The sequence below is a fragment of the Williamsia muralis NBRC 105860 genome, from assembly GCF_001598915.1.
Taxonomy (GTDB): Bacteria; Actinomycetota; Actinomycetes; order Mycobacteriales; family Mycobacteriaceae; genus Williamsia; species Williamsia muralis.
Genome location: NZ_BDAP01000007.1, coordinates 172,697 through 197,440 on the forward strand (window position 1 = coordinate 172,697; position 24,744 = coordinate 197,440).

Below are 24,744 nucleotides of genomic sequence, written 5' to 3' on the forward strand. Positions count from 1 at the left end.
TTGACGGCATGTCTGAGGAGTCCGGTCCCGAGCGGCCCGAGTCGGGTGAAGGACCAGCATTGGGTGCCAATTCCGAGGTTGGCCGACTCCGCGCCGTCATGCTGCATCGCCCTGGCGACGAATTGCGGCGACTGACCCCGCGCAACAGTGACCAACTCTTGTTCGACGGCTTGCCGTGGGTGGACCGCGCGCAGGAAGAACACGATGCCTTCGCCGAGGTGTTGCGTGGGCGTGGCGTCGAAGTGCTGCTGCTCGGTGACCTGCTCACCGAGACGATCGCGAACAGCGGCGCCGCCAGGATGCAGGGGATCGCCGCTGCGGTCAGCCCCCGCCGCCTCGGTCACCATCTGGCCCATGACCTCGCGACCGAGTTGCGCACATTGTCGCCGACGGACCTGGCGGGAGTCCTGATGGCGGGGATGACCTTCGACGAGATGCCCGAGTCGGCGGCCTCGGCCCGGTCATCGCTGGTCTGGCGGATGCACCACGGGACCGAGTTCGCCATCGACCCACTGCCCAATCTGCTGTTCACCCGCGACAGCTCGTTCTGGATCGGTGACCGTTTTGCCATCACCTCACTCGCCTTGCCGGCCCGTGTCCGCGAGACGTCGCTGACCGACCTGATCTACGCCCACCATCCCCGGTTCCTCGGCGTCCGGCGTGCCTATGAATCGCACACCGCGCCGGTCGAAGGTGGTGACGTACTGCTGCTCGCTCCCGGGGTGGTCGCCGTCGGTGTCGGTGAGCGCACCACTCCAGCAGGTGCGGAAGCGTTGGCGCGCAGCCTGTTCGAGGATGGTCTGGCGCACACGGTACTCGCCGTCCCGATCGAGCAGCGCCGCGCGTCGATGCATCTGGACACGGTCTGCACCATGGTCGACACCGACGCGGTGGTGATGTACCCGGTGATCCAGGACTCCCTGTCGGCGTTCACGATCGCGATGACAGACGGCTCGGTCTCGGTGACGGGTCCCGACCCGTTCGTCGAGGCGGCGGCCGACGCCATGGGAATCGAGAAGTTACGGGTGATCGACACCGGTCTGGATGCGGTGACCGCCGAGCGTGAACAGTGGGACGACGGTAACAACACCCTGGCCCTCGCCCCGGGTGTTGTCGTTGCGTACGACCGGAACGTGGAGACCAATCGCAGACTCGAGGATTCGGGCGTGGAGGTACTCACCATCGCGGGCAGTGAACTCGGCTCGGGACGCGGCGGTCCGCGTTGCATGTCGTGCCCGGTGTCGAGGGATCCGCTGTGACACACACAGGCGCGGTGCCGGGATGATCGAACTGTCCATCGATCCGGAATCCGACGTCGCACCCTACGAGCAGGTGCGCCGGGGCATCATCGAACTGGTCAGTTCGGGCAGGCTGCTCGCCGGCAGCCGGATCCCCACCGTCCGCGCATTGGCAGCAGAGCTCGATCTGGCCCCCAACACCGTTGCCCGGTCATACCGTGAACTCGAGGCCGAGGACGTCATCGAGACCAGAGGGCGACAGGGGTCGTTCGTGAAGGCGCACGCCGATTCCTCGGTTCAGCGGGCCGCGCAGTTGACCGTGGAGCATGTTGCCGCCCTGAGACAATTGCGTGTCGACGACACACAGATCGAGGCGCTGCTCAAGCAGGCATTGCGCAGCTAGGGGCCATTTAGGCCGGTTGCGCAGGGTGAATCCGGTGGTTACGACCAGGTAGCAAATCGGTTGTGAAAGTTGAACAATCGAGGTGAATCCTGTTCTAGTTAGGTTCATGGCATTGACCACTGAAACCACCGATGCGGTTCCGACTCCGGATGTTCGGGGTCCCAAACCGCGGATCGACCTAGTTGTCTTCGGGGTCACCGCTGCTGCAGTGATCGCGTTTGTCATCTGGGGTCTGGTCGACAAAGAGAGCCTGAACACCAGGACGCAGGACCTGCTGGCCTGGATCACCGACAACCTCGGTTGGGTGTTCATCCTGTCGGCCACCTTCTTCGTACTGTTCGCCATCTTCCTGGCGGTCAGCAAATACGGCAAGATCCCGCTGGGCCGTGACGGGGAGAAACCCGAGTACAACACCGTCAGCTGGGTCGCGATGATGTTCAGCGCCGGTATGGGTATCGGCCTGATGTTCTACGGGGCGAACGAGCCCCTCACCCACTTCGTGACCGCACCTCCCGGAACGTCGCAGAACGACGTGGGTATCGCCATGGCAACCACGATGTTCCACTGGGGTTTCCACCCATGGGCGATGTACGCCGTGGTCGGACTGGCCATCGCCTACAGCACCTACCGATGTGGCCGAGGACAATTGGTCAGTGCAGTCTTCGCTCCCATCCTCGGCCACCGTGCCAACGGCTGGGGTGGCAAGGTCATCGACATCCTCGCGATCTTCGCGACCCTGTTCGGTACGGTCGCTTCCCTGGGACTCGGTGCCGCGCAGATCGGTTCGGGCTTCGTGGAGGTCGGCTGGATCAACGACCCGTCGAAGTTGTTGCTGGTGGCCATCATCGCGGTGCTGACCGCGGCATTCGTCGCATCAGCGGTGTCGGGCGTCGCGAAGGGCATCCAGTGGCTGTCCAACACCAACATGGTCTTGGCGATCGTGTTGGCGCTGTTCATCTTCGTCGTCGGGCCCACGGTCTTCATCCTGAACGTGCTGCCCACCAGCATCGGCACCTACCTCAACGACATCACCTCGTTCTCGGCTCGATCAGGCGCCACCGTCGACAGCGAGGGTGAGACCTGGCTTGCCGGCTGGACCATCTTCTACTGGGCCTGGTGGGTGTCCTGGACACCTTTTGTCGGCATGTTCCTGGCCAAGATCAGCCGTGGCCGCACCATCCGCCAGTTCGTGATCGGCGTGCTGCTGGTGCCGACGATCGTGTCGCTGCTGTGGTTCTCCATCTTCGGTGGGACGGCGATACGACAACAACAGGACGGCAAGGGGCTGGCCGACGCGAGTTCGGCGGAGAGTCAGCTCTTCGACATGCTCGGCAACCTGCCAATGACCGGCATCGCATCGGTGCTCGTGATGGTGCTCGTCGCGATCTTCTTCGTGTCCGGTGCGGACGCGGCCTCGCTGGTGATGGGCACCTTGTCCGAACGGGGAGCGCACGAACCGAGCAAGGGCGTCACCATCTTCTGGGGCGTATTGACCGGAGCTGTTGCCGCACTGCTGTTGTGGGCCAGTGGCGACGACGCGCTCAACGGCATCAAGACGATGGCCATCATCGCCGCGCTGCCGTTTGTCATCGTGATGATCTTCATGTGCGTGTCTCTGTACATGGACCTGCGGCGCGATCCGCTCATCGTCGCCCAGCGCAACTACGACACCCAGGTCGACCACACGTTGCGTACGCACGCGAACATCTTGGCCGGCGACGACGAGGCCAATGACGTGCTGCCCTCGGATCAGTTCCCGGCGATCACACCTGAGCAGTTGCGGAAGTCGCCCGACGAACCGAAGTGACCAACAAGATTCAGATGTGAACGGGCCCCCTCTCGAGGGGGCCCGTTTGCGTCCGGGGGCAGTAGCAACGCGTTGCCATTGCAGGTTCGATCATGTCCAGCTGGGCAACCACATCTGCATGTTCCACATTTCGCGGGAGATGGGTTCGCCGGTGAGGATCGGCCACATCCACATGAAGTTGGCCACGGCAAGACCCAGATAGATGCTGACCGCGACCGCGCCGACCAGCCGCTTCTCGTACGCGTACTTCTTGGCGCGGCGGCTCGCGGCCAGCACGTCTCCGACGCAGAGGGCCAGACCCATGATGAGGAACGGCGCCATCGCGGTGGCGTAGAAGAAGTACATCTGGCGGTCGAGATTGGTGAACCAGGGCAGATAAGCGGCGCCGTAGCCCACCAGTACCACCGCGTAGCGCCAGTCACGCCGGATGAACATGCGCCACAGTGCCCATGCGAGCATCGGTAACGCCAGCCACCACATGATCGGGGTGCCGATGAACATCATGGCCTTGACGCACTCGGACTCGCCGCACTTCTCCGGGCCGTACTCGATGTAGTACAGCATCGGGCGCAGGCCCATGGGCCACGTCCACGGCTTCGATTCCCACGGGTGGTGGTTGCCTGCCGAGTTGGTGAGGTTGGCGTGAAACGAGAGCACGCCCGACTCGTAGTACCAGAGTGAACGCCAGGCGTCGGGAATCCACGCGAAGGGCCCACCGGTGCCGATCTGCCTGCCCACCTCGTACCGGTAAACCGCTGTCTCGGAACTGAACCACGGAGCGAACGTTGCCAGGTAGATCAGCACGGGGGTGACGCCGAGGGAGAAACCGGTGGGGATCACATCGCGGAGCAGCACACCCCGCCACGGACGCTGCACCAGATAGGCCTTGCGTGCCGCCACGTCGAAACCGAGTGAGAGCACGATGAAGAAGATGACGAAGTAGATGCCCGACCACTTGGTGCCGCAGGCGAGGCCCAACGCGATGGCAGCAGCAAAACGCCACCACCGAAAACCCAGCCGCGGTCCGTACGGCGAGTCGTGGATCCGGCCCTCGGAGTAGACCTTGTGCATCCGGGCCCGCATCTGGTCGCGGTCGCAGACGATCGCGGCGAGCGCAGCCAGGATGAAGAAGATCTGGAAGATGTCGAGCAAGCCCGTCCGCGAGGCCACGAAGGTGACCCCGTCGACGATCATGAGCACCCCGGCGATCGCGCCGACCAGCGTCGAGCGGGTCAGTCGACGGACCAGTCGCACGACGATGAGGATCATCAGCGTGCCGCACACCGCCGACATGAACCGCCAACCCCAGGCGTCGTAGCCGAACAGCCACTCGCCGATGGCGATCATCCACTTGCCGACGGGCGGGTGGACAACCAGACCGTAGGCCGGGTTGTCCTCGAGCCAGTTGTCGCCGGTGAGCACCTGCCAGGCCTGCGGCACGTAATGCTTCTCGTCGAAGACGGGTGTGCCCTTGTCGGTGGGGCTGCCCAGGTTCGCGAAACGGGTGATCGCGCCGATCGCGGTGATGATCAGAGCGACGATCCAGCCGCGTCGGCGATCGGTGGGGCCGAAGACAGGCGCGGGGACCTTACGCGCCGCGCCAGGGCTGGTGCCCAGGTCCTCGGCGTGGACGCCGGGTAATTCGTCCGAGGATTGCCACCCGGGCAGGGACCGTCGAGCGTTGTCCGAGGCCTCCGGAACGGAGTTCTCGAGCGGCGGGGCGAACGTCACCTTGCCAATCGTAGGCTGTGCGGTGATGAACTCTCCGCAGCCACAAGGCCAACTCGTACTCGCCGCGACCCCGATGGGACGCATCGACGACGCGTCCCCCCGACTCCGGGAGGCACTGGCCGCTGCTGACGTGGTGGCCGCGGAAGACACCCGCCGCGCGAAGGCGCTGGCTGCGGGACTGGGCGTGACCATCGGCGGCCGGGTGGTGAGCTATTACGACCAGGTCGAGGTGAAGCGAACCCCGGCCCTGGTGGACGAGGTGCGGTCGGGCGCCACCGTCCTGGTGATCACCGATGCCGGCATGCCGTCGGTCTCCGACCCGGGCTATCGGCTGGTGGTCGCGTGTATCGAGGCGGATCTACCCGTCACGTGCCTGCCTGGACCGTCCGCGGTGACCACCGCGCTGGCCGTGTCGGGTCTGCCGGTGGAGCGCTTCTGCTTCGACGGCTTCGCTCCCCGCAAGTCAGGGCAACGTCGATCGTGGTTCACCGAGTACATCGACGAGGCGCGCACGGTTGTCTTCTTCGAGGCACCACACCGGCTCGCGGACTGTCTGCTCGACGCGGTGGCAGTGCTGGGGCCCGACCGTCGCGCCGCGGTGTGCCGCGAGCTGACCAAGACGTACGAAGAGGTGCGTCGTGGGTCGCTCGGCGAGCTCGCGGAGTGGGCGGCCCAGGGTGTCCGCGGCGAGATCACCGTGGTTCTCGATGGCGCGGTCGCGGGCGAACCGGACATCGAAGCGCTTGTGGCGCGCGTCGAAAAAGTTGTCGCCGGGGGAGTGCGCCTCAAAGATGCCTGCGCCCAGTTCGCGGCGAAGACAGGTGCCTCGCGCCGCGAACTGTACGAGGCGGTGCTTGCGAGCCGCGAGAGCTGATGTCGGCCCTCGCGCGCGGATCGCGGTCTCGCGCACCGGAACGAACCGGTGCGCCGTGCACCGGAAAGTGCGTCAGGCGGGCTGGATACCGAGGATGGCCGCGGCTTTGTCCAGGCACTCCTGCCATTCGCCGTCGGGGTCGGAGTCGATGGTGATCCCCCCGCCGACGCCCAGGAACGCCGCGCCATCCGGGGCGATCTCCACGGTGCGGATCGCCACGTTCAGGTCGAGTCCGGAAATGGGGGAGACCACTCCGACTGCCCCGCAGTACAACCCGCGGGAGTTCTGCTCCCATTCCGAAAGCAACTCGCGAGCACGGGCTTTCGGCGTACCCGTCACCGAGGCGGGTGGAAACGTGGCGTCGATCAGCGCCGAGTTCGACACCGATGGCGGCACCGTTGCCTGCACCGTGGACACCAGATGCCACACGCCGGGCGCGGGATGCACGTCGAGCAACTCGGTCACTGCGACGGTGCCGGTGAGGGCCACTCTCCCCAAGTCGTTGCGGACGAGATCGACGATCATGATGTTCTCGGCGACATCCTTGGCGGAGTCGAGCAACAGCTGCGGGTCGAGGTCGATGGGCAGGGTGCCCTTGATGGGACTCGAGGTCACCACCGATCCTCGTCGATGAAGAAAGGTCTCGGGTGAGAACGAGACGACAGATCCCCAATCGCCATGCAGCAGAGCTGCTTTGCGAGGGCGGGTGAAGTGCACGCCGTCGGCGAAGTAGTTGGCCGCCGAACCTGCGAACCGGCCGGCGAAACGGGTGCAGATACAGGCTTGATAGACCTCACCGGCACGGATGGCCTCGAGGCACTGCGCAATGGCCTCCACGTGTGGTCGCTGCGCGGGCGGCTGCCAGGTGACCGACCATGTCCGGCTGTGATGCTCGCCGAGACTGGCGCGTACCCAGTCCGGACACTCCTGACCGTTCAGCGACGTCCACCACCAGCTGCCCGTCCGGTCGAGTTCGAGCACATTGTCGGTCTCACCGCCGGCAGCGGGAGGCAACGGATTCTCGCTGACGCGATCCGGGAAACCCTGGTAGCCGAACCAGAACCCTTGCGGGTCATCGGGTATCGGGACTCCGGCCCGAAGGTCGATCGACGGAGCGATGACGGCATCGGAGTCGAGCCAATCGCCGATCAGCGCCGCCGGACCGGGTATCCCGAGCCGCCGGGTGTGGAAGTCCAGGGCGCGCACCACATCAGACGCCGAACCCGGACCGAGTTCAACGCTTCGCAACACCAGTCCGCGCCCTGATCTCGTCAGCTCTTGGGGAGTTCGTACCGGGGGAAGACGGGCGTCGGTTTCGGAAGCGCCGTTCCGGCGGTCAACCGCTCTCCGATGGACTCGAAAGTGCGCGAATCCTGCTTCACGGCAAGGAGATCGAGAAGCGTGCCGGTTGATTCCGGCATGGCCGGCTGTGCCAGCAGCGTGGTGATCCGAACTACCTCCGCGCAGACGTACAGCACGGTGCCGGTGCGTTCGAGGTCTGTCTTCGCGAGCTTCCACGGCTGTTCGACGGAGATGTACTTGTTGGTGTCGCCCAGCACCTCCCAGATCACCTCGAGCGCGGTGTGGATGGCTTGCTGATCCATTTCCGTGCGCACGCGAGCGAGCAGGCCGTCGGCCTTGTCCAGCAACGTGGTGTCGGCGTCGGTGAGGGCGGCGGGTGCCGGCAGGACACCATCGAAGTACTTGCCGACCATGGACAGTGTCCGCTGGGCGAGGTTGCCGAGCTCGTTCGCCAGGTCGGCGTTGACCCGCGCGATGATGGCCTCGTGACTGTAGGACCCGTCCTGTCCGAACGGCACCTCGCGCAGGCAGAAGAAGCGGATGGGGTCGAGACCGAACTCGTTCACCAGCACGTACGGGTCGACGACATTGCCGATCGATTTGCTCATCTTCTCGCCGCTGTTGAGCAGGAATCCGTGCGCGTACACACGTTTGGGCAGTTCGATGCCGGCGCTCATCAGAAAAGCAGGCCAGTACACACAGTGGAACCGGATGATGTCCTTGCCGATGATGTGCAGATCGGCGGGCCAGAACTTCTTCCATCGCTCCGAGTCGGTGTCGGGGTAGCCCGCAGCGGTGATGTAGTTGGTCAGCGCGTCGACCCAGACGTACATGACGTGGTCGTCGTGACCGGGGACCTGCACGCCCCAGTCGAAGGTGGTGCGCGACACCGACAGATCGCGCAGACCGCCGCGGACAAAGCTCGACACCTCGTTACGGCGGGTTCCGGGACCGATGAATTCCGGGTGCTTCTCGTAGAGTTCGAGCAGTTTGTCCTGGTAGGCGGACAGCCGGAAGAAGTACGCCTCTTCTTCGGTCCACTCCACCGGCGTCTGGGTTTCGGTCGAGACCCTCGTACCGTCGTCGTTCACGGTGGTGTCCGACTCGGAGTAGAAGGCCTCATCCCGGATCGAGTACCAACCCGAGTACTTGTCGAGGTAGATGTCGCCATTGGCGACCATTCGTTCCCAGATGGCCTGCGACGCGACATGGTGGTCGGTGTCCGTGGTCCGGATGAACCGGTCGAAGCTGCTACCGAGGGTTTCCTGCAAGGTGCGGAACGCTGCGGAGTTCCGATCGGCGAGGGCCCGGGTCTCGATGCCTTCTTTCTCGGCGGTCTGCTGCATCTTCTGGCCGTGCTCGTCGGTGCCGGTGACGAACAGCACGTCGTAGCCGTCGAGTCGTTTGAATCGGGCGATGGCGTCCGCAGCGATGTACTCGTACGCGTGCCCGATGTGTGGTGCCCCGTTGGGGTAAGCGATGGCCGTGGTGATGTAAAACGGCGGTTTCGATGCAGAAGCCATGGTGGGTGACAGCTTATCGCCGATGTGTACAGGCCATCACCGGGCCTAACCGGCTCATCTCACTGCTCGGTCAGCGCGACTGTGGCGTCTGGTAGACGTCCGGGATGCCGTCGTGGTTGTCATCGACGCTTTCTTCAGCACAGATGGCTCGGTAGTGCCGATTGCGGATGCGCAGCAGGACGGCCGCGAGTACAGCGGCCAGCAGTGACCCGGTGAGCACGCCGATCTTCACGTGTTCGTCGCGTTCGGAGCCGATGCCGTAGGCCAGGTCGCCGATGAGCAGGGACACGGTGAATCCGATACCGGCCAGCATCGCGATGCCGAGGACATCGATCCAGCGAATCGCCGTGTCGAGGCTCGCGCGGGTGAAGGCCGACAGCAGTCGGGTGGTGCCGAAGATCCCCAGCGGCTTACCCAGGACAAGTCCGGCGATGATGCCCAGTGCGATCGGATCTCGCAGGGCGTCGGTGAACCCGGACAGACCGCCGATGGCGACGCCCGCGGCGAAGAACGCGAACACTGGGACCGCGAAGCCGGCGGAGATGGGCCTGATCCGGTGCTCGAAGTGTTCGGCGAGGCCGGGCCCTGCGTCGGGGCCTCCGGCTGCCTTGCTGCGGATCACCGGAACGGTGAACCCGAGGAGCACGCCGGCCACGGTTGCGTGGATGCCCGATTCGTGTACAAACGCCCACGTCAACGCGGCGAGTGGGAGGAGGACCCACCAGGACCGGATGCGTCGCTGAACACAGACCGCGAACAAGGCGAGCGGCAGCACCGCGAGCGCAAGCGCTCCCACGTTGACGTCCTCGGTGTAGAACACCGCGATGACGGTGATCGCGAGTAGGTCGTCGACAACGGCGAGGGTCAACAGGAACGTGCGTAGCGCGGAAGGCAGATGGGTGGAGATGACGGCCAGCACCGCGACAGCGAAGGCGATGTCGGTGGCCGTGGGGATGGCCCACCCTTCGACGGCGCCGTCGCCGGCCGGCAGGGTGATGGCCACGAAGATCGCTGCGGGCACCACCATCCCGCCGACGGCCGCGGCGATCGGGAGCGCGGCACGCGCAGGATTGCGGAGATCGCCGGCGACGAACTCCCGTTTGAGTTCGAGGCCCACGACGAAGAAGAAGATGGCGAGCAGCCCGTCGGCCGCCCAGGTCGCCAGACTGAGGTCGAGATGCAGCCCAAGCGCGTCCGACCCGACGGTCGTCTCACCCAGCGAGGTGTAGGCATCGGACCACGGGGAGTTCGCCCACACCAGCGCTATCACCGTGGCGACCAGTAGCAAGGCCCCGCCGACGGTCTCTTTTCGGAGAATCGACGAGACCCGTGATACCTCCGACCACGATCCCCGGGCGAACATGGGGAGGGCGGGTCCCCGCGAGGGTGGCCCGGCCGAACCTGGCGGTGTCGGGCCGGTGGGCTCGGGAGCTTGGTTGTCAGACAACGGGATACCTCTAATCTGTCGGTGATGACATGACACGGCACGCAGATGTCTTACGCGTTGCACGTGGCCGACCAGACTTCCCGGCACTCCTGGGGAATCACCTTACAAGGTCTGTACAGGCTCTGCTGACAGCTCAGTGCGCATCGCCGTCCCCGTCCCCGCTCCGCGATCTAGGGTGAGTCGTGGCCGTCTCCGACCCGAAACAGTTGTTCGCCAGTGCACCCGTCGCCCGACTGGGTACGGTGTCCGCCGACCACCGACCCCATGTGGTCCCGGTGGTGTTCGCCGTGGCCGGCGATGTGATCTATACCGCGGTCGACGGCAAGCCGAAGTCCGGTAGACCCTTGCGGCGCTTGTCGAACATCGCCGAATGCCCGGAGGTCAGTCTGGTGGTGGATCACTACGAGGACGACTGGAGCCGACTGTGGTGGGTGCGGGCCGACGGGTGTGCCCGCGTTCACGAAAGCGGCCCCGAAGTTCAGCACGCATTGCTGATGCTGCGTGCCAAATACCCGCAGTATCAGACTGTTTCGCTCGACGGTCCGGTGATCGCCGTCACCGTGCGGCGTTGGAGTTCGTGGACCGGCTGAAGTTGGCCACCAACTCGGAGATGAACTGAGGCCAGAGCGGTTCGGGCAGATCATGGCCCATGCCGTCGATCAACACGAGCTTGGAACCCTTGATCGCCCGCGCGATGGCCTTGCCGCCTGACGGGCGCATCAGCCCGTCTGCCTTACCGTGGATCACCACGGTTGGTGCCGTGATCGCGGTGGTGTACTTCTTCAGGCTTCCGGTTCCCATCACCGCGCAGGTCTGACGCACCACGCCGGCGGGGTCGTGCGCGCGGTCGTACGCTGCGGTCGACCGTCGCAGGGCCTCGTCCCAGCTGAGTTCGTACTTCGGGCTGCCGATGGCCCGGATCGCCTTGGCTGCGTTCTCGATGTAGGCCTCGCGGGTGGCGCCTTTTCCGGGTCCGGACAGCAGCGCCCACAATTTGCGAGGATCCGGAGGTGGCAGGAAGGCTTCGTTGGTGCTGGAGAAGAAGATCGCCAGCGAGAGCACCCGCTCGGGGTGTCGGCCCGCGAGGACCTGGGCGATCATGCCACCCATCGATCCGCCGACCACGTGCGCCTTATCGATCTCGAGGGTGTCGAGCAGTCCCACGGCGTCCTGCGCCATGTCCACGAGGGTGTAGGGGACATCGCTGGGAAGACCGAGTTGGTGGCGGGCCATCCTGGTGAGCATCGAACCGCCGACGCGTACGCCGTCGAGATGCGTCGAGAGGCCGATGTCCCGGTTGTCGAAGCGGATCACCCGGTAACCCCTGGCGGCGATGGACTCACAGAAAGCGGTCTGCCAGAACGTCAACTGCGCGCTGAGACCCATGATCAGCAGTACGGCCGGATCGTTCGGGTCACCCATGTCCTCGTAAGCGATCGTGATGTCGCCGACCTGCGCCGTGCCTACCCGGTTCTCGATCTCACTCATCGTCACGACCTTAGTACCCGGCCCCGCGGGCGGAGGGTGAAGTCTCGCTGTCGGACCGCAAGGATTTCGCGTAGCAGCGGCTCAACGGGCTGCCCGCGTAGTGGCCGTAGTTTTCGATGAGGGAGTACCCCAACGACTCGTACAGCGCCATCGCCTCCGGCTGGCGGGTGCCGGTCTCGAGCCGGACCACGTCTGTCCCACGTGTGTTCGCCCGATGCTCGAGTGCGTTCATCAGTGACCGCGCCACGCCTCGCCCGCGCTGCCCGGGCTCGACGTACAGCCGCTTGACCTCGTCGAGTCCAGGGCGCACACCGATCAAGACGACCACACCAACCGCTACTCCGTCGACAACGGCCACGAAGTGGTCGCCGGTCGTGGGAAGGGGTTCGAGCTCCACGTCACCGGGGTAGCGGACATTCAGCTCGGCGACGGCAACGGCGACCAAGCGCTGCACATCGAAGTCGTCGGCCGGCCGGGTCTCGATGTCCGTCCGGGTCCCGCCATTGCGGCCCATGTCCATATCCATTGGAAAACGGTAAATCGACCAGGGCACAATTCACACATGCCCCTGCGCCCCTTCCAGCAAGTCGACGTCTTCGTGTCCGGATCCCTCTCGGGGAACGCTGTCGCCGTCGTCTTCGACGCCGACGGCTTGACCGATGCGTCGATGGCGGCCTTCGCGAACTGGACGAATCTGGCGGAGACGACGTTCTTCCAGACCCCCGACGACCCGGCGGCGGACTACAAGCTGCGCATCTTCACCACCGCCGAAGAGCTACCGTTTGCCGGCCACCCCACCCTCGGGTCAGCCCACGCCTGGATGCGTGCGGGTGGAGTCCCCAAGGGCGACAACATCGTTCAGGAGTGCGGCGCCGGGCTGGTCACGATCAGGTCCGACGGTGACCGCCTGGCTTTCGCGAGTCCTCCGCTGGTCCGGTCGGGGGCTGTCGACAACTCGGATCTGGCCACGATCCACAAAGCCCTGGACCTCGCGCCGTCCGATGTGGTCGCCTCGAACTGGGTGGACAACGGGCCACGGTGGATCGGCCTGATGCTCACCTCCGCGCAGCGAGTACTCGATGTCCGACCGAATTTTGATGCACTCGGGTCGCTCAACGTCGGTGTGATCGGCCCGTATCGGGGAGATGTGCCCATGCCCGCCGATCGGCCGGATTTCGAGGTCCGGGCGTTCATCCCGGGGGTCGCCGCGCCTGAGGATCCGGTGACGGGGAGCCTCAATGCCGGCCTCGCGACGTGGCTGCGCGGTGAGCAACAGGTACCGGCGTCGTACGTGGCCTCGCAGGGGACCGTCCTCGGCCGGGCGGGCCGGGTCTACATCGACGATGACGGCACCGACATCTGGGTCGGTGGCCGCAGTGCCACCGTCATCAGCGGCGAGGTGGACCTGTAGCGATGGCCGACCACCAGAGCACCACCCCTGACGGCAATACCCCTGACGGAAACATCACCGAAGGCAACGACTCCGGGGTCAGCAACAAGGAGTTGAAGAAGCAGCGTCGCCGGACCCCGCCACCCGATCCTGAGCCCCTTGCACCGTTGATCGATTCCCACACCCACCTGGCTGCCTGTGGCGGCCGCGACGCCGATTCGGTGACCGCCATCCTCGACCACGCCGAATCCGTCGGCGTGCGGGCGGTGGTCACGGTTGCCGATGACATGGTCGACGCCCGCTGGGCAGTCGCCGCAGCACAGTGGGACCAGCGGGCGTACGCCGCGGTGGCCCTGCATCCCACCCACGCCCATGAGCTGGACGACGCCGCCAAGGCGGAGCTCGAGCAGATGCTCACCGATCCCAGGGTCGTCGCGGTCGGGGAGACCGGCCTCGACTACTACTGGCCGGGTCGATCGGACGACTGCGCCACGGTGCCGCAGCAACACGAGGCGTTCGCCTGGCACATCGACCTGGCGAAGAGGGTCGGCAAGCCGTTGATGATCCACAATCGTGAAGCCGATCGGGATCTGCTGGACGTGCTTGCTCGCGAGGGGTCGCCGGACACGGTGATCATGCACTGCTTCTCGGGAGACGAGCAGATCGCGGCTGAGTGCATCGAGCGGGGCTATCTGCTGAGTTTCGCCGGGACGGTCAGTTTCAAGAACTCCACCACGTTGCAGGCGGCCGCCAAGTTGGTCCCGGACCATCTGCTGCTGATCGAGACGGACGCGCCCTTCCTGACCCCGCACCCGTACCGCGGGCAGCCAAACCAGTCGTACGTGCTGCCGTACACCGCGCGAGCGCTGGCGGAGGTGCGGGGACAGGACGCCGCGGAGGTCGCTGAGGCAATCACTGCCAACGCCGCGAGGGCCTACGGTCTCGACACCTGAACAACGGCCTGAACAGGACCTTTACCTGTCGCTTTGCACAAAACACACCATCCCGTTATCTTAACGTGATCATGTCTGTGCTCTCTCGTATCAACTCGTCGACCTCCCGCACCCCGCGTATCGCTGTCGCCCTTCTGCTCATCGTGCTCATCGCCGGCGGCATCATGGGCACCGCGATGTACAAGAACGTCACCATCGACGTCGACGGGGAGCTCAAGACGGTGGCCACGATGCGCACCTCCGTCGAGGGCATCCTCCAGGAACAGGGCTACGACCCGTCTGGCGGAGATCTGGTCCAGCCGGCCCCGGGCGCAGGTGTCGGCGACGGTGAGACCATCACGTTCCACCGGCTCAAGACCCTGACCGTGAACGTCGACGGCAGCCCCCGGGAGATCAAGACCAACGCCACCACCGTCGAGCAGGCACTGGCGCAGGTGAACCTGGTCTCGGACTCGATCGAGATCGAAGGCCCCACCACCGACCAGCTCCCGGTCTCCGGTGGCCTGGTGAACGTGGTGCTGCCCAAGAAGGTGCACCTGACCGACGGATCCGAGAAGGTCACCAAGGACATCGCGGCCAAGACCGTCGCCGAACTCCTCGCGGACACGGGCAAGCCGCTCGCCCCCACCGATGAGGTGACCCCGGCGCCCGACACCCCGGTGACCAACAACATGGACATCACGGTGACGCGCATCCGCACCGAGACGATCACCGTCACCGAACCCGTCGCGCCGCCCGAGAACAAGGTCGACGACCCGAACCTCGTCAAGGACCGCAAGGTCGTCAAGAAGCCGGGCACCCCCGGTTCGCAAGAGGTCACCTACGAGGTGACGACGGTCAACGGCAAGGAGACCGCGAAGAAGCAGGTCGATGCCGAGGTCAAGGTAGAACCGGTTGCCGCAGAAGTTGCCGTGGGCACCAAACCGGGTGCGCCGTACGTGCCGCCGGGCTCTGTGTGGGATGCGTTGGCGCAGTGCGAGGCCACCGGTAACTGGGCGATCAACACCGGCAACGGCTTCTACGGCGGCGTGCAGTTCGACCAGAACACCTGGGACCGCTGGGGTGGGCAGGAATACGCCCCACGTGCCGACCTTGCGACCCGTGAAGAACAGATCGCAATTGCCACCAAGACCCAGGCCGCGCAAGGATGGGGCGCGTGGCCCTCTTGTTCCTCGAAACTCGGCTTGCGCTGACCGCGCAGGCACCCGTTGATCGGGCAGCGCTCTGACGAACTCGCCCGCGCTGCTCGGCCCCGTCGAAATCCGGGAACTCGCAGCCGCTCTCGACATCCGGCCCACCAAGACGCTGGGGCAGAACTTCGTTCACGACGCGAACACCGTGCGGCGGATCGTCGCGGCCTCAGGAGTCGGAGGCGATGACGTCGCCCTGGAGGTCGGCCCGGGGCTCGGCTCGCTGACCCTGGGGTTGCTCGGCGCGGCACGATCGGTGCTCGCCGTCGAGATCGACCCTCGCCTCGCCGGTCGTCTGCCCGACACTGTCGCCGACCGCGCGCCCGATCAGGCAGGTGAACTCACCGTTGTCACCGCCGACGCACTGCGGGTCACGGCAGCCGATCTCCCGCATTCGCCCACCGCGCTGGTCGCCAACCTCCCGTACAACGTCGCGGTGCCGGTTCTGCTGCACCTGATGTCGGAGTTCCCGAGCATCACCTCGGCCCTGGTGATGGTGCAACTCGAAGTGGCCCAACGGCTCGCCGCGGGACCAGGTGGCCGCGTCTACGGGGTCCCCAGCGTCAAGGCGCGCTTCTTCGGAGAGGTCGGGCAGGCGGGAACCGTGGGGCGCAGCGTGTTCTGGCCCGAACCCAAGGTGGAATCCGGACTCGTGCGGATCCGCCGGTACGCCCAGGCGCCGTGGCCGATCGACGAAGTACATCGACGTCGGGTGTTCTCGGTGATCGATGCGGCTTTCGCCCAGCGACGCAAGACATTACGTGCCGCCCTCTCGGGACTCGCCGGCTCTGCCGCACAGGCGGAGAGCATGCTGGTCGCCGCCGGGATCGACCCAGGTCTGCGTGGTGAGCGGCTGGCCATCGAGGACTACGTCGCGCTCGCCGCGCAACTCGATTAGGAGGGCCGCATAGACTTGAACACCGTGTTGTCTGTCGTCCCACGCCCCGTCACCGTTCGGGTGCCTGCCAAGGTGAATCTGCACCTGGGGGTGGGTTTGCCGCGTCGTGACGGCTATCACGAATTGACCACCGTCTTCCAGGCGCTGTCGCTGTCGGACACCATCTCGGTGGTCCCGGCCGACGCATTGTCGATCACCGTCACCGGCGACAGCGCCGGCGCGGTACCCCTCGATGCGACCAATCTCGCCTGGCGCGCGGCGGAGCTGATGGCCCGGGTGGCCGGTCGCGAGCCCGCTGTCGCCATCAGCATCACCAAGGGGATTCCCGTCGCCGGGGGGATGGCCGGGGGAAGCGCGGATGCCGCCGGGACGCTGGTGGCACTGGCACGGTTGTGGCGACTGGACATCGGTCGCGACAAGATGCGCGACCTCGCGGCCGAACTGGGCAGCGACGTCCCGTTTGCGGTGCGGGGCGGTACCGCACTCGGCACGGGTCGTGGCGAGAAATTGACCACCGTGCTCTCACGCGGCGAGTACCACTGGGTGCTGGCCGTGGCCAAGGAAGGACTCAGTACCGCCGCCGTGTACCGCGAACTCGATCAACTCCGAAAGTCGTACTCCTCGGAAGAGGACACCGGCACCTACACCGAATCGCCCGACGAACTCTTGCAGGCGCTGGCGTCGGGAGACCCCGTGCGCGTGGCAGCCTTGCTGCACAACGACATGCAACCGGCCGCGCTGTCGATGCGACCGGCGCTACGCAGGACACTGCGCGCTGGCGTCGACGCCGGGGCGCTGGCCGGAATCGTGTCCGGGTCCGGACCGACCTGCGCGTTCCTGTGTGCCGATGAGACGTCCGCCGTGACCACCGCCGCCGAGTTGTCGGGAGCCGGGGTGTGCCGCGCAGTCCGGACCGCATCCGGACCGGTTGCCGGCGCCCGCCTGATCGAAGGGGCCGCATGACCACCGCAGCACGAAAGACGAACGGCGCGAACCTCATCAGCGTCGAGAACATCAGCAAGTCGTTCGGGGTGAAGCCGCTGCTCGAGAAGGTGAGCCTCGGTGTGCAGGAAGGCGACCGGATCGGGGTCGTCGGCCTCAACGGTGGTGGCAAGACCACGATGTTGGAGATCCTGGCCGGTATCGAACCCCCCGACGAAGGCCGTGTCGCCAGGGGTACCGGTCTGCGGATGGCGGTGGTGACCCAGCGCGGACATCTGCCGCCGGAGGAAACCATCGGCCAGGTTGTGCTCGGACCCCTCGATGTGGCCGAACACGAATGGGCCGGCGACGCCCGGATCCGTTCGGTGCTGGCCGGAATCGGCATCGGCGCACTGGGTCTGGACACTCTGGTGACCGACCTCTCGGGTGGACAGCGGCGCCGGGTCGCGCTGGCGGCCGCACTGGTCCAGGACCTCGACCTGTTGATCCTCGACGAGCCCACCAACCACCTCGATCTCGAGGGCATTGCCTGGCTCGCAGACCATCTGGTCTCGCGGCGCAGTGCACTCGTGGTGGTCACGCACGATAGGTGGTTCCTCGACCGCGTCGCCACCCAGACATGGGAGGTGCAGAACGGCAACGTCGAGAGTTACGAAGGCGGTTACAACGACTGGGTGTATGCCCGCGCGGAACGGTCGCGGTTGTCCGACGCTGCCGAGGAACGCCGGCAGAACCTGGCCCGGAAAGAACTCGCCTGGCTGCGGCGCGGCCCCCCGGCTCGCACGTCGAAGCCGAAGTACCGGATCCAGGCCGCGGAAAAGCTGATCGCCGATGTGCCGCCACCGCGAGATTCGGTGGCACTGGCCAGTTTTGCCAAACGGCGACTCGGCAAGGTTGTCATCGAACTCGAAGATGCACGCCTGACGACCCCGGACGGACGCGTCCTGCTCGACGACCTCACCTGGCGCCTGGCGCCGGGGGAGCGGATCGGACTCGTCGGTATCAACGGCTCGGGTAAGACAACCCTGCTCCGCACACTGGCCGGTGAGACACCGCCTGCCGCGGGCAAGAGGATCGAAGGTCAGACCGTCTCGATCGGCTGGCTGCGCCAGGAACTCGACGACCTGCCCGTCGACATGCGCGTGATCGAGGCGGTCGAAGATGTGGCGGGCCGGATCACCCTGGGTGACAAGGAGATATCGGCCGGGCAGTTGGCCGAACGGTTGGGCTTCACCCCGGCCAAGCAGCGCACGCCGGTCGGTGATCTCTCCGGTGGGGAGCGTCGCCGACTGCAGTTGACCCGAGTCTTGATGGCGCAGCCCAATGTGTTGCTGCTCGACGAGCCCACCAACGACCTCGACATCGACACGTTGCAGCAACTGGAAGATCTGCTCGACAACTGGGCGGGCACGCTCGTGGTCATCAGTCACGACCGGTTCCTGATCGAGCGGATCTGCGAGAGCACCTGGGCACTGTTCGGTGACGGCCGACTGACCAACCTGCCGGGCGGCATCGAGCAATACCTCAAGAAGCTCGCGGCCGGACCGGCGCCGACCTCGGCGGCCCCGTCACGCCCCGGCACGACCCCGGCAACGGGCGCCGGCGCGGCAAAGGGTTCCGGCAGCGAGCGAGACATGCAGAAGTCGCTCAAACGCCTGGAGAAGCAGGTGGTGCGGTTGGTCGACCGCGAGAAGCAACTGCACGAACTGCTGGCCGCGGCCGCAACCGATGCAGACCAGTTGATGAAGCTCAATGCCGAGCTCAAAGACGTTGTCGCAGAGCGGGAAGCGGCCGAGGAGTCATGGATGGAACTCGCCGACCAGGTCGGCTGAGAAGGAGGAATCGATGTCGTTCATCCGTACACAGGTCTCAGGTGGGGTCGGCGAGATCATCCTCGACCGCCCCAAGGCGCTCAATGCCCTGGACCAGACGATGGTGGACGACATGTTTCCCGTCCTCACGGCATGGGCTGACGATCCGGCCATCGAACTCGTGCTGGTCACCTCGGCCAGCGACCGGGCATTTTGCGCGGGTGGCGACATCCGTGCGATCCGGGACGCCGCCGTTGCCGGCGACCACGCTTCTGTCACAAGGTATTTTAGCGCAGAATACGAGCTGGACCAGCTGATCGCCGAGTACCCCAAGCCTTATGTCGCGCTGATCGACGGTGCTGCGATGGGTGGCGGACTCGGCATCAGCGTGCACGGTGAGGTTCGCGTGGTCAGTGAAAAGGCCATGATCGCAATGCCCGAGACGGCAATCGGGTTCATCCCGGACATCGGATCCACCTACTTCTTGCCGCGACTGCCTGCCGGCGTCGGGCTCTGGCTGGGCCTCACCGGCGCGCGGGTGGTTGGCGCGGACGCGGTGGCGCTCGGCCTGGCCACCCACTTCGTGCCCAGCGATCTGTTCGAGGGCCTGGCGGACGACATCCGCTCGGGAGTGCCGCTGGGTCAGGCGTTGTCAGGACGTGCGGAACCCGTCACCGGGACCGACTTGCCGCTGGCGAAGATCGCCGAGTACTTCAGCGACGACCCGATCGAGGCGATCGTCGGTGGGTTGCGCGGCGCCGTGGTCGACGAATGGGCCACCGAGATGGTTGCCCTGCTCGACAAGGCATCACCCACCAGCCTGGCCGTGACGGCTGCCATGATCGACCTCGGTGGCCGCTCAACACTTGATCAGTGCCTCGAACGAGAGCTCAACGCCGCCGAACAGATCACCCGCACTCACGACTTCGCCGAAGGGGTTCGGGCCGTGCTGGTGGACAAGGATCGAAACCCGCGGTTCGACCCGGCCGACCTCGCCGATGTGGATCCAGCAGTGGTCGCCCGCATCGTCGGCTAGCGGTCACCTGACCGGAGGTCGAGTCCGACCCCGCGGCGGTGGGTTGTGCGTGACCATGCTGATTCTGGTCGACCTGGCCATTCGTACAGCGCGGTGACTTCCGGTGCCATACTCTCGACACCACGAGTGGGTCATCTGACCCACTCACTCGGTGGCGAAAGGGTGGTCCGTGGCGAGGATGTCCGTGGAGACCCGCAGAGATCTGCTGGTCCAGGCCGCTTTCCGGGTGATCGCCGAGCACGGGGTCGAAGCCGCTACCACCCGGCGGATCAGCGCTGCTGCCTCGATGTCACTCGCCAGTTTCCATTACGCGTTCGAATCGCGCGACGAACTACTTGCCGAGTTGGTGGCGCGTGGAACCTCCGACGAACTCGCCACCTTCATCGCGCCCCTGAGTCCTCCGTCGCCGAGCCCTGGGCCTGATTCTGGGCCTGTCGACCTCGGGCCGGACGATTCCGAGCGTCGCACCGAAGGTGCTGGGACCGAAGGTGCTGGGACTGGACAACCAGCCGAATGGGTTCTGCCGGCCGACATCGGCGACCTCCTCAAAGCCGGGCTGATGTCGTATCTCGAGAGCATCATCGCCGACCCCGGGCGTGAATCGGCGATGATCACACTTGCGCAATATGCCAGGCGGACAAAAGGTCTCGAACACTTCGCGCAACGCCTCTACGACCGGTACTACGAAATAGCGCAGACGACGCTGGAAGCGGCAGCCGAAGCGATGCATGTCCAATGGGCCACCCCGCCCAGCCATCTCGCACCGCTGGTGGTCGCGGCCACCGATGGTCTGACGTTGGCGTACCTCAGCACCGGCAACCGTGAGATCGCAGAGCGGATCATCGATGCCACCGTGACCATGTTGCGTTCACATCTGGTGTCGCCGTGACCATCACGACGCAGCCCAGGGTGTCGAGACGGTGGGTGGCGTTGTTCGCGCTGGCCTGGGTGGGTATCTGGATGGCGCAGCTGGCGCCGTTCCAGTTGGCGCTGCCCGAACAGATCAATGACTGGCTGGGCGTGGGAGACGTACTGCAGCAGAGCAACTGGGAACGCAGCGTCACCACATTCGGAACGATCTCGGGGATGTCGGCGGTGTGCGCTCTGGTGGCGTTCCCGCTCGCCGGCGCCCTGAGTGACCGGACCACCGGACGATTCGGCCGCAGGCGCCCCTGGATCCTCGCCGGCACGGCGGTCTTCGCGGCCGCGCTTGTCATGCTGGGCCCGCAGCACACCTACTGGGGGCTGGCCCTCTTCTGGTGTCTGGCGCTGACCGGCTTCAGCATGGCCGCAGCGGCACTGACCGCACTCATCAGCGACCAGGTGCCCGCCCCGCAGCGCGGGGTGGTCTCGAGCTGGGTGTCGGCGCCGCAGGCGATCGGCACCATCGCCGGTATCGCTGTGCTCACCGCGGTGGGCGCACATTACGTCGCCGGGTACGCATTGCTGGCGCTGTTGCTTGTCATATTCGTTGTGCCCTTTGCGCTTTGGGTTCCCGACCCTCCCGTGCAATCGGTCGCGACACGTCGCCTGAGTGTGGGCGCGCTGTTCGCCGAGCTGTGGATCTCGCCGCGCGAACAACCGGACTTCGGCTGGACACTGCTGGGACGGGTGCTCGTCAACATCGGCAATGCGCTCGGGACATCGCTGTTGTTCTTCTACCTCCAGTTCGGGCTCGAGGTGTCCGAGCCCGAAGAGTCGCTGCTGGCTCTCACCGCGGTCTACATGGTGTTCGTCATCGCCGTCGCGGTCGGATCCGGCGCCCTGAGTGACCGGATCGGGAGGCGCAAGCCGTTTGTCCTCGTTGCCGGTGTGCTCCAAGGCGCTGCTGCACTCGTGATCGCGCTGGTTCCCGGCCTCGCCACGACCATCGTCGCGGCCGCGTTACTGGGTGCGGGATTCGGGTGTTTCCTCGCCGTCGACCAAGCGCTGGCCACGCAAGTGCTGCCCGACGCCGACCACTACGGAAAGGATCTGGGGATCATGAACATCGCGATGGCCGTGCCGCAAGCGCTTGGCCCACTGCTGGGAGCCTTCATCGTCCACCTCACGTCCGGGTTCACCGGGCTGTTCGTCGCGTCGGCGTTCTTCGGGATACTCGGCGGTCTGTCGGTGCTCCGGGTCCGGAGTGTGCGATGACCGAGCTCGGACTGGACGGAGCCGTGATGCGACCGGAGTGGCCGTGGGCGGCAGAACCCGAAAGATACTGGCGTGCCATCGATCAGGCAGTGCGCGACCACGGCGCGCCCGACGGGCCGGTGGCAGTACTCGAACTGACGGCGCTACGGCACAACGTGGCGGACCTGCGTGCCCGAGCCGGCGGAGTGCCGATTCGGATCGCCTCCAAATCGTTGCGGGTGCGTTCGGTGATCAGTGAGATCCTGGCCACCGATGGCTTCGCCGGTGTACTGGCCTACGACGTCGCCGAAGCCCACTGGCTCGCCACCGAGGCGGCTGTGACCGACGTACTGGTGGGTTATCCGACAGCCAATGCGCACGCGATCGCAAAACTCTCGACGGACCCGGTGGCGGCCGAGAGGGTCACCCTCCTGGTCGATTCGGTGGACCACCTCGACCTCATCGCGCGTGCAGTGCCACCGGGCGCTGCTGACGTCAGGGTTGCCATCGACGTCGACGCGTCCTACTCCTCCCGACTGCTCGTCCACATCGGTGTTCGGCGATCGCCGATTCGCACGGCTGCGCAAGCCAAACGGCTCGCGCACGAGGTGGCTGTGCGGCCTGGTGTGCGGTTGGTCGGAGTGATGTCCTACGAGGCACAGGTGGCCGGTGTGGGCGATGCAATTCCGCGCAAGCGCTTGCGTAACAAGATGATCACCGAGATGCAGCGGCGTTCGATGGCCGAGTTGATCGATCGGCGGGGGCGGGTGGTCGATGCCCTGCGCACGATCGCGGACCTCGAGTTCGTCAACGCCGGGGGGACCGGTTCGATCGAGGTCACCGCCACCGACCCGTCGATCACGGACATCGCTGCAGGTAGTGGTTTCTTCGGCGGCCACCTGTTCGACAACTATGCCTATTTCAAGCCGGCCCCGGCCATGTCGTTCGGCTTGTCGGTTGTTCGCGTCCCGGCGCGCGGCATCGTCACGTGCCTGGGCGGTGGGTGGGTGGCGTCCGGCCCGCCGGCCCGGGACCGGTTGCCGCTGCCGGTGTGGCCTGCAGGACTCGACTACCTGCCGCGCGAGGCGGCCGGGGAGGTACAGACGCCACTGACCGGCAAGGCCGCACAACAGATGCGGGTCGGCGACCGGGTGTGGATGCGGCACACCAAGTCCGGCGAACTGAGTGAACACGTCAACTCGATCCTCGTGGTCGACGGCGGCAGGGTGGTCGGTGAACTGCCGACCTATCGCGGCGAAGGGAAGTGCTTTCTGTGACGGCGGTGTGGCGGAATTGGGGCCGGACGGAATCGGTGAACCCGGCCGAGGTGGTGACGCCACGAGACACCGAGGAAGTGGCCGATGTGGTGGCGAGAGCTCGTACCAACGGTGTGACCGTCAAGGCCGTGGGGTCGGGGCACAGCTTCAGTGCCATTGCGATTGCTCCAGAGATCCAGCTGGACATGTCAGGTCAACGCGGACTCGTCGCCGTCGACACGGCCACCGGCCGGGCGACACTGCGAGCTGGTACCACCTTGCGCGAGATCCCCGGTCTTCTCGCGCCGTACGGGTTGGCCATGGCGAACCTCGGCGACGTGGATGCCCAGACGATCTCAGGTGCAACATCGACGGGGACTCATGGCACCGGCCTGCGCCACGGTGGGATCAGCACACAGATCACCGCAGTGCAGTTGGTCACGGGCAAGGGCGACGTCCGCACAGTGGATACCTCCGAGCCCCAACTGCTTTCGGCCGCCGCGCTTGGGCTCGGTGCACTCGGTGTGATCACCGAGGTCACACTGCAGTGTGTACCCGCATTCACCCTGCGCGCCCAGGAAGGTCCGGAGCAGGTGGACGACGTCATCGACTCGTTCCTCGAGAAGGCCGCGCTCCACGACCACTACGAGTTCTACTGGTTCCCGCACACCGGCTTTGCGCTGACGAAGACCAACACCCGGCTTCCCCCTGACACACCCAGGTCCGGCCCGGGCGTGGTCCGGCGGTTGATCGACGACGAGGTCGTGAGCAACGGGCTGTTTCGCGCCACCTGTGAGGTCGGGGCCCGCTTTCCTGCGGCGGTTCCGAGGATCAATTCACTGGCCGGGAACGCTTTGTCGGCTCGGACGTACACGGATACATCGACCAAGGTCTTCGTCTCACCTCGTCGAGTTCGATTCCGGGAGATGGAATACGCGATCCCGCTGGACCGGGTACCGCAGGCGCTGAACGAGGTACGCGACATGATCAACCGGCGAGGGTTCAGGGTCAGTTTCCCGATCGAGGTTCGTGCGGCGGCCGCAGACGACCTCATGCTGTCGACGGCGAGTGGGCGGGACAGTGGGTACGTTGCCGTCCACCGGTATCACGCAGACCCGGTGGACGGTTACTTCGGCGAGGTCGAACGGATCATGGCCGACCACGGTGGGCGCCCCCATTGGGGGAAGATGCACACCCGCGACGCTCGGCACCTCCGGTCGGTGTATCCGCGGTTCGGTGAATTTCTCGGTGTGCGTGAGGATCTCGATCCCGATCGCGTTTTTGTCAACCCCTACCTCGCCTCGGTACTCGGCGACTGAACAAACGGATCGGTGACC

Annotated in this window: 22 protein-coding genes; 16 read left to right on the plus strand and 6 right to left on the minus strand. The window is 65.7% G+C overall.

Translation table 11 applies throughout. From position 1 onward, the window contains the following. The first annotated feature begins 8 nt into the window (after window positions 1–8). From arcA to WIMU1_RS22570, 3 genes are all read left to right on the plus strand, one after another. A complete protein-coding gene (gene arcA / locus WIMU1_RS22560; RefSeq protein WP_062800528.1) occupies window positions 9–1,259 on the plus strand; it encodes an arginine deiminase in 1,251 nt (416 codons plus the stop codon). 22 nt (window positions 1,260–1,281) lie between these two features. Then, window positions 1,282–1,641, plus strand: coding sequence for a GntR family transcriptional regulator (locus tag WIMU1_RS22565; protein WP_062800530.1), 360 nt, complete (start codon window positions 1,282–1,284; stop codon window positions 1,639–1,641). 106 nt (window positions 1,642–1,747) lie between these two features. Further along, window positions 1,748–3,448, plus strand: a complete 1,701-nt coding sequence (locus tag WIMU1_RS22570; protein ID WP_062800532.1) for a BCCT family transporter — start codon at window positions 1,748–1,750, stop codon at window positions 3,446–3,448. A 90-nt stretch (window positions 3,449–3,538) separates the two neighbouring features. Here the strand turns inward: WIMU1_RS22570 and WIMU1_RS22575 are convergent, their stop codons facing one another. Next, the gene (locus WIMU1_RS22575; protein WP_120803008.1) at window positions 3,539–5,116 is read right to left on the minus strand and encodes a dolichyl-phosphate-mannose--protein mannosyltransferase; all 1,578 of its coding nucleotides are present in this window, start codon (window positions 5,114–5,116) and stop codon (window positions 3,539–3,541) included. Between the two features lie 88 nt (window positions 5,117–5,204). On the opposite strand from WIMU1_RS22575, the gene rsmI reads away from it, so the two are divergent. Continuing rightward, entirely contained in the window at window positions 5,205–6,053 is an 849-nt protein-coding gene (rsmI, locus tag WIMU1_RS22580; protein ID WP_062800534.1) for a 16S rRNA (cytidine(1402)-2'-O)-methyltransferase, read from the plus strand. A 72-nt stretch (window positions 6,054–6,125) separates the two neighbouring features. Here the strand turns inward: rsmI and WIMU1_RS22585 are convergent, their stop codons facing one another. From WIMU1_RS22585 to nhaA, 3 genes are all read right to left on the minus strand, one after another. Continuing rightward, a complete protein-coding gene (locus WIMU1_RS22585; RefSeq protein ID WP_245969075.1) occupies window positions 6,126–7,304 on the minus strand; it encodes an aminodeoxychorismate synthase component I in 1,179 nt (392 codons plus the stop codon). Window positions 7,305–7,324: 20 nt separating this feature from the next. Next, the gene (metG, locus tag WIMU1_RS22590) at window positions 7,325–8,878 is read right to left on the minus strand and encodes a methionine--tRNA ligase (RefSeq protein WP_062800536.1); all 1,554 of its coding nucleotides are present in this window, start codon (window positions 8,876–8,878) and stop codon (window positions 7,325–7,327) included. Between the two features lie 70 nt (window positions 8,879–8,948). Next, a complete protein-coding gene (gene nhaA / locus WIMU1_RS22595; protein WP_023962879.1) occupies window positions 8,949–10,241 on the minus strand; it encodes a Na+/H+ antiporter NhaA in 1,293 nt (430 codons plus the stop codon). Between the two features lie 266 nt (window positions 10,242–10,507). On the opposite strand from nhaA, the gene WIMU1_RS22600 reads away from it, so the two are divergent. Then, on the plus strand, window positions 10,508–10,915 hold the full coding sequence (locus WIMU1_RS22600) for a TIGR03668 family PPOX class F420-dependent oxidoreductase (protein ID WP_062800538.1): 408 nt from the start codon (window positions 10,508–10,510) through the stop codon (window positions 10,913–10,915). Here the strand turns inward: WIMU1_RS22600 and WIMU1_RS22605 are convergent. Together WIMU1_RS22605 and WIMU1_RS22610 are read right to left on the minus strand one after the other, a co-directional pair. Continuing rightward, window positions 10,881–11,813, minus strand: coding sequence for an alpha/beta fold hydrolase (locus tag WIMU1_RS22605; protein WP_120802776.1), 933 nt, complete (start codon window positions 11,811–11,813; stop codon window positions 10,881–10,883). The genes WIMU1_RS22600 and WIMU1_RS22605 overlap by 35 nt on opposite strands. Window positions 11,814–11,823: 10 nt before the next feature. After that, window positions 11,824–12,339 carry a GNAT family N-acetyltransferase gene (locus WIMU1_RS22610; RefSeq protein WP_084248487.1) on the minus strand — a complete coding sequence of 172 codons (516 nt, stop codon included), beginning with the start codon at window positions 12,337–12,339 and terminating at the stop codon, window positions 11,824–11,826. A gap of 36 nt (window positions 12,340–12,375) precedes the next feature. On the opposite strand from WIMU1_RS22610, the gene WIMU1_RS22615 reads away from it, so the two are divergent. From WIMU1_RS22615 to WIMU1_RS22665, 11 genes are all read left to right on the plus strand, one after another. Continuing rightward, the gene (locus WIMU1_RS22615; RefSeq protein ID WP_062800542.1) at window positions 12,376–13,224 is read left to right on the plus strand and encodes a PhzF family phenazine biosynthesis protein; all 849 of its coding nucleotides are present in this window, start codon (window positions 12,376–12,378) and stop codon (window positions 13,222–13,224) included. Between the two features lie 2 nt (window positions 13,225–13,226). After that, complete coding sequence (locus WIMU1_RS22620) at window positions 13,227–14,156, plus strand: TatD family hydrolase (RefSeq protein ID WP_084248488.1); 930 nt, start codon at window positions 13,227–13,229, stop codon at window positions 14,154–14,156. A gap of 71 nt (window positions 14,157–14,227) precedes the next feature. After that, a complete protein-coding gene (locus WIMU1_RS22625) occupies window positions 14,228–15,349 on the plus strand; it encodes a resuscitation-promoting factor (protein WP_062800667.1) in 1,122 nt (373 codons plus the stop codon). A 31-nt stretch (window positions 15,350–15,380) separates the two neighbouring features. Beyond that, complete coding sequence (gene rsmA, locus WIMU1_RS22630) at window positions 15,381–16,244, plus strand: 16S rRNA (adenine(1518)-N(6)/adenine(1519)-N(6))-dimethyltransferase RsmA (protein WP_062800544.1); 864 nt, start codon at window positions 15,381–15,383, stop codon at window positions 16,242–16,244. A 24-nt stretch (window positions 16,245–16,268) separates the two neighbouring features. Beyond that, window positions 16,269–17,207, plus strand: coding sequence for a 4-(cytidine 5'-diphospho)-2-C-methyl-D-erythritol kinase (locus WIMU1_RS22635; RefSeq protein ID WP_062800546.1), 939 nt, complete (start codon window positions 16,269–16,271; stop codon window positions 17,205–17,207). Next, window positions 17,204–19,018 carry an ABC-F family ATP-binding cassette domain-containing protein gene (locus tag WIMU1_RS22640; protein WP_062800548.1) on the plus strand — a complete coding sequence of 605 codons (1,815 nt, stop codon included), beginning with the start codon at window positions 17,204–17,206 and terminating at the stop codon, window positions 19,016–19,018. Before WIMU1_RS22635 ends, WIMU1_RS22640 begins: the two co-directional genes overlap by 4 nt. 13 nt (window positions 19,019–19,031) lie before the next feature. After that, window positions 19,032–20,033, plus strand: coding sequence for an enoyl-CoA hydratase/isomerase family protein (locus WIMU1_RS22645; protein ID WP_062800549.1), 1,002 nt, complete (start codon window positions 19,032–19,034; stop codon window positions 20,031–20,033). A 178-nt stretch (window positions 20,034–20,211) separates the two neighbouring features. After that, window positions 20,212–20,922, plus strand: coding sequence for a TetR/AcrR family transcriptional regulator (locus tag WIMU1_RS22650; RefSeq protein ID WP_062800551.1), 711 nt, complete (start codon window positions 20,212–20,214; stop codon window positions 20,920–20,922). Further along, the gene (locus tag WIMU1_RS22655; protein WP_062800553.1) at window positions 20,919–22,172 is read left to right on the plus strand and encodes an MFS transporter; all 1,254 of its coding nucleotides are present in this window, start codon (window positions 20,919–20,921) and stop codon (window positions 22,170–22,172) included. The genes WIMU1_RS22650 and WIMU1_RS22655 overlap by 4 nt, the downstream gene beginning before the upstream one ends. Beyond that, the gene (locus WIMU1_RS22660) at window positions 22,169–23,428 is read left to right on the plus strand and encodes an alanine racemase (RefSeq protein WP_245969073.1); all 1,260 of its coding nucleotides are present in this window, start codon (window positions 22,169–22,171) and stop codon (window positions 23,426–23,428) included. The genes WIMU1_RS22655 and WIMU1_RS22660 overlap by 4 nt, the downstream gene beginning before the upstream one ends. Continuing rightward, the gene (locus WIMU1_RS22665) at window positions 23,416–24,726 is read left to right on the plus strand and encodes a D-arabinono-1,4-lactone oxidase (RefSeq protein ID WP_062800555.1); all 1,311 of its coding nucleotides are present in this window, start codon (window positions 23,416–23,418) and stop codon (window positions 24,724–24,726) included. The genes WIMU1_RS22660 and WIMU1_RS22665 overlap by 13 nt, the downstream gene beginning before the upstream one ends. Window positions 24,727–24,744: the final 18 nt, after the last annotated feature.

What these genes read in the sequence shown, in the direction of transcription:
- WIMU1_RS22610 (WP_084248487.1), bottom strand. Translation starts at nt 12,339, where the DNA reads ATGGATATGGACATGGGCCGCAATGGCGGGACCCGGACGGACATCGAG.
- WIMU1_RS22605 (WP_120802776.1), bottom strand. Translation starts at nt 11,813, where the DNA reads ATGAGTGAGATCGAGAACCGGGTAGGCACGGCGCAGGTCGGCGACATC.
- arcA (WP_062800528.1), top strand. Translation starts at nt 9, where the DNA reads ATGTCTGAGGAGTCCGGTCCCGAGCGGCCCGAGTCGGGTGAAGGACCA.
- WIMU1_RS22640 (WP_062800548.1), top strand. Translation starts at nt 17,204, where the DNA reads ATGACCACCGCAGCACGAAAGACGAACGGCGCGAACCTCATCAGCGTC.
- rsmI (WP_062800534.1), top strand. Translation starts at nt 5,205, where the DNA reads ATGAACTCTCCGCAGCCACAAGGCCAACTCGTACTCGCCGCGACCCCG.
- WIMU1_RS22650 (WP_062800551.1), top strand. Translation starts at nt 20,212, where the DNA reads ATGTCCGTGGAGACCCGCAGAGATCTGCTGGTCCAGGCCGCTTTCCGG.
- WIMU1_RS22570 (WP_062800532.1), top strand. Translation starts at nt 1,748, where the DNA reads ATGGCATTGACCACTGAAACCACCGATGCGGTTCCGACTCCGGATGTT.
- WIMU1_RS22645 (WP_062800549.1), top strand. Translation starts at nt 19,032, where the DNA reads ATGTCGTTCATCCGTACACAGGTCTCAGGTGGGGTCGGCGAGATCATC.
- WIMU1_RS22565 (WP_062800530.1), top strand. Translation starts at nt 1,282, where the DNA reads ATGATCGAACTGTCCATCGATCCGGAATCCGACGTCGCACCCTACGAG.
- WIMU1_RS22615 (WP_062800542.1), top strand. Translation starts at nt 12,376, where the DNA reads ATGCCCCTGCGCCCCTTCCAGCAAGTCGACGTCTTCGTGTCCGGATCC.
- metG (WP_062800536.1), bottom strand. Translation starts at nt 8,878, where the DNA reads ATGGCTTCTGCATCGAAACCGCCGTTTTACATCACCACGGCCATCGCT.
- WIMU1_RS22625 (WP_062800667.1), top strand. Translation starts at nt 14,228, where the DNA reads ATGTCTGTGCTCTCTCGTATCAACTCGTCGACCTCCCGCACCCCGCGT.
- nhaA (WP_023962879.1), bottom strand. Translation starts at nt 10,241, where the DNA reads ATGTTCGCCCGGGGATCGTGGTCGGAGGTATCACGGGTCTCGTCGATT.
- WIMU1_RS22620 (WP_084248488.1), top strand. Translation starts at nt 13,227, where the DNA reads ATGGCCGACCACCAGAGCACCACCCCTGACGGCAATACCCCTGACGGA.
- WIMU1_RS22660 (WP_245969073.1), top strand. Translation starts at nt 22,169, where the DNA reads ATGACCGAGCTCGGACTGGACGGAGCCGTGATGCGACCGGAGTGGCCG.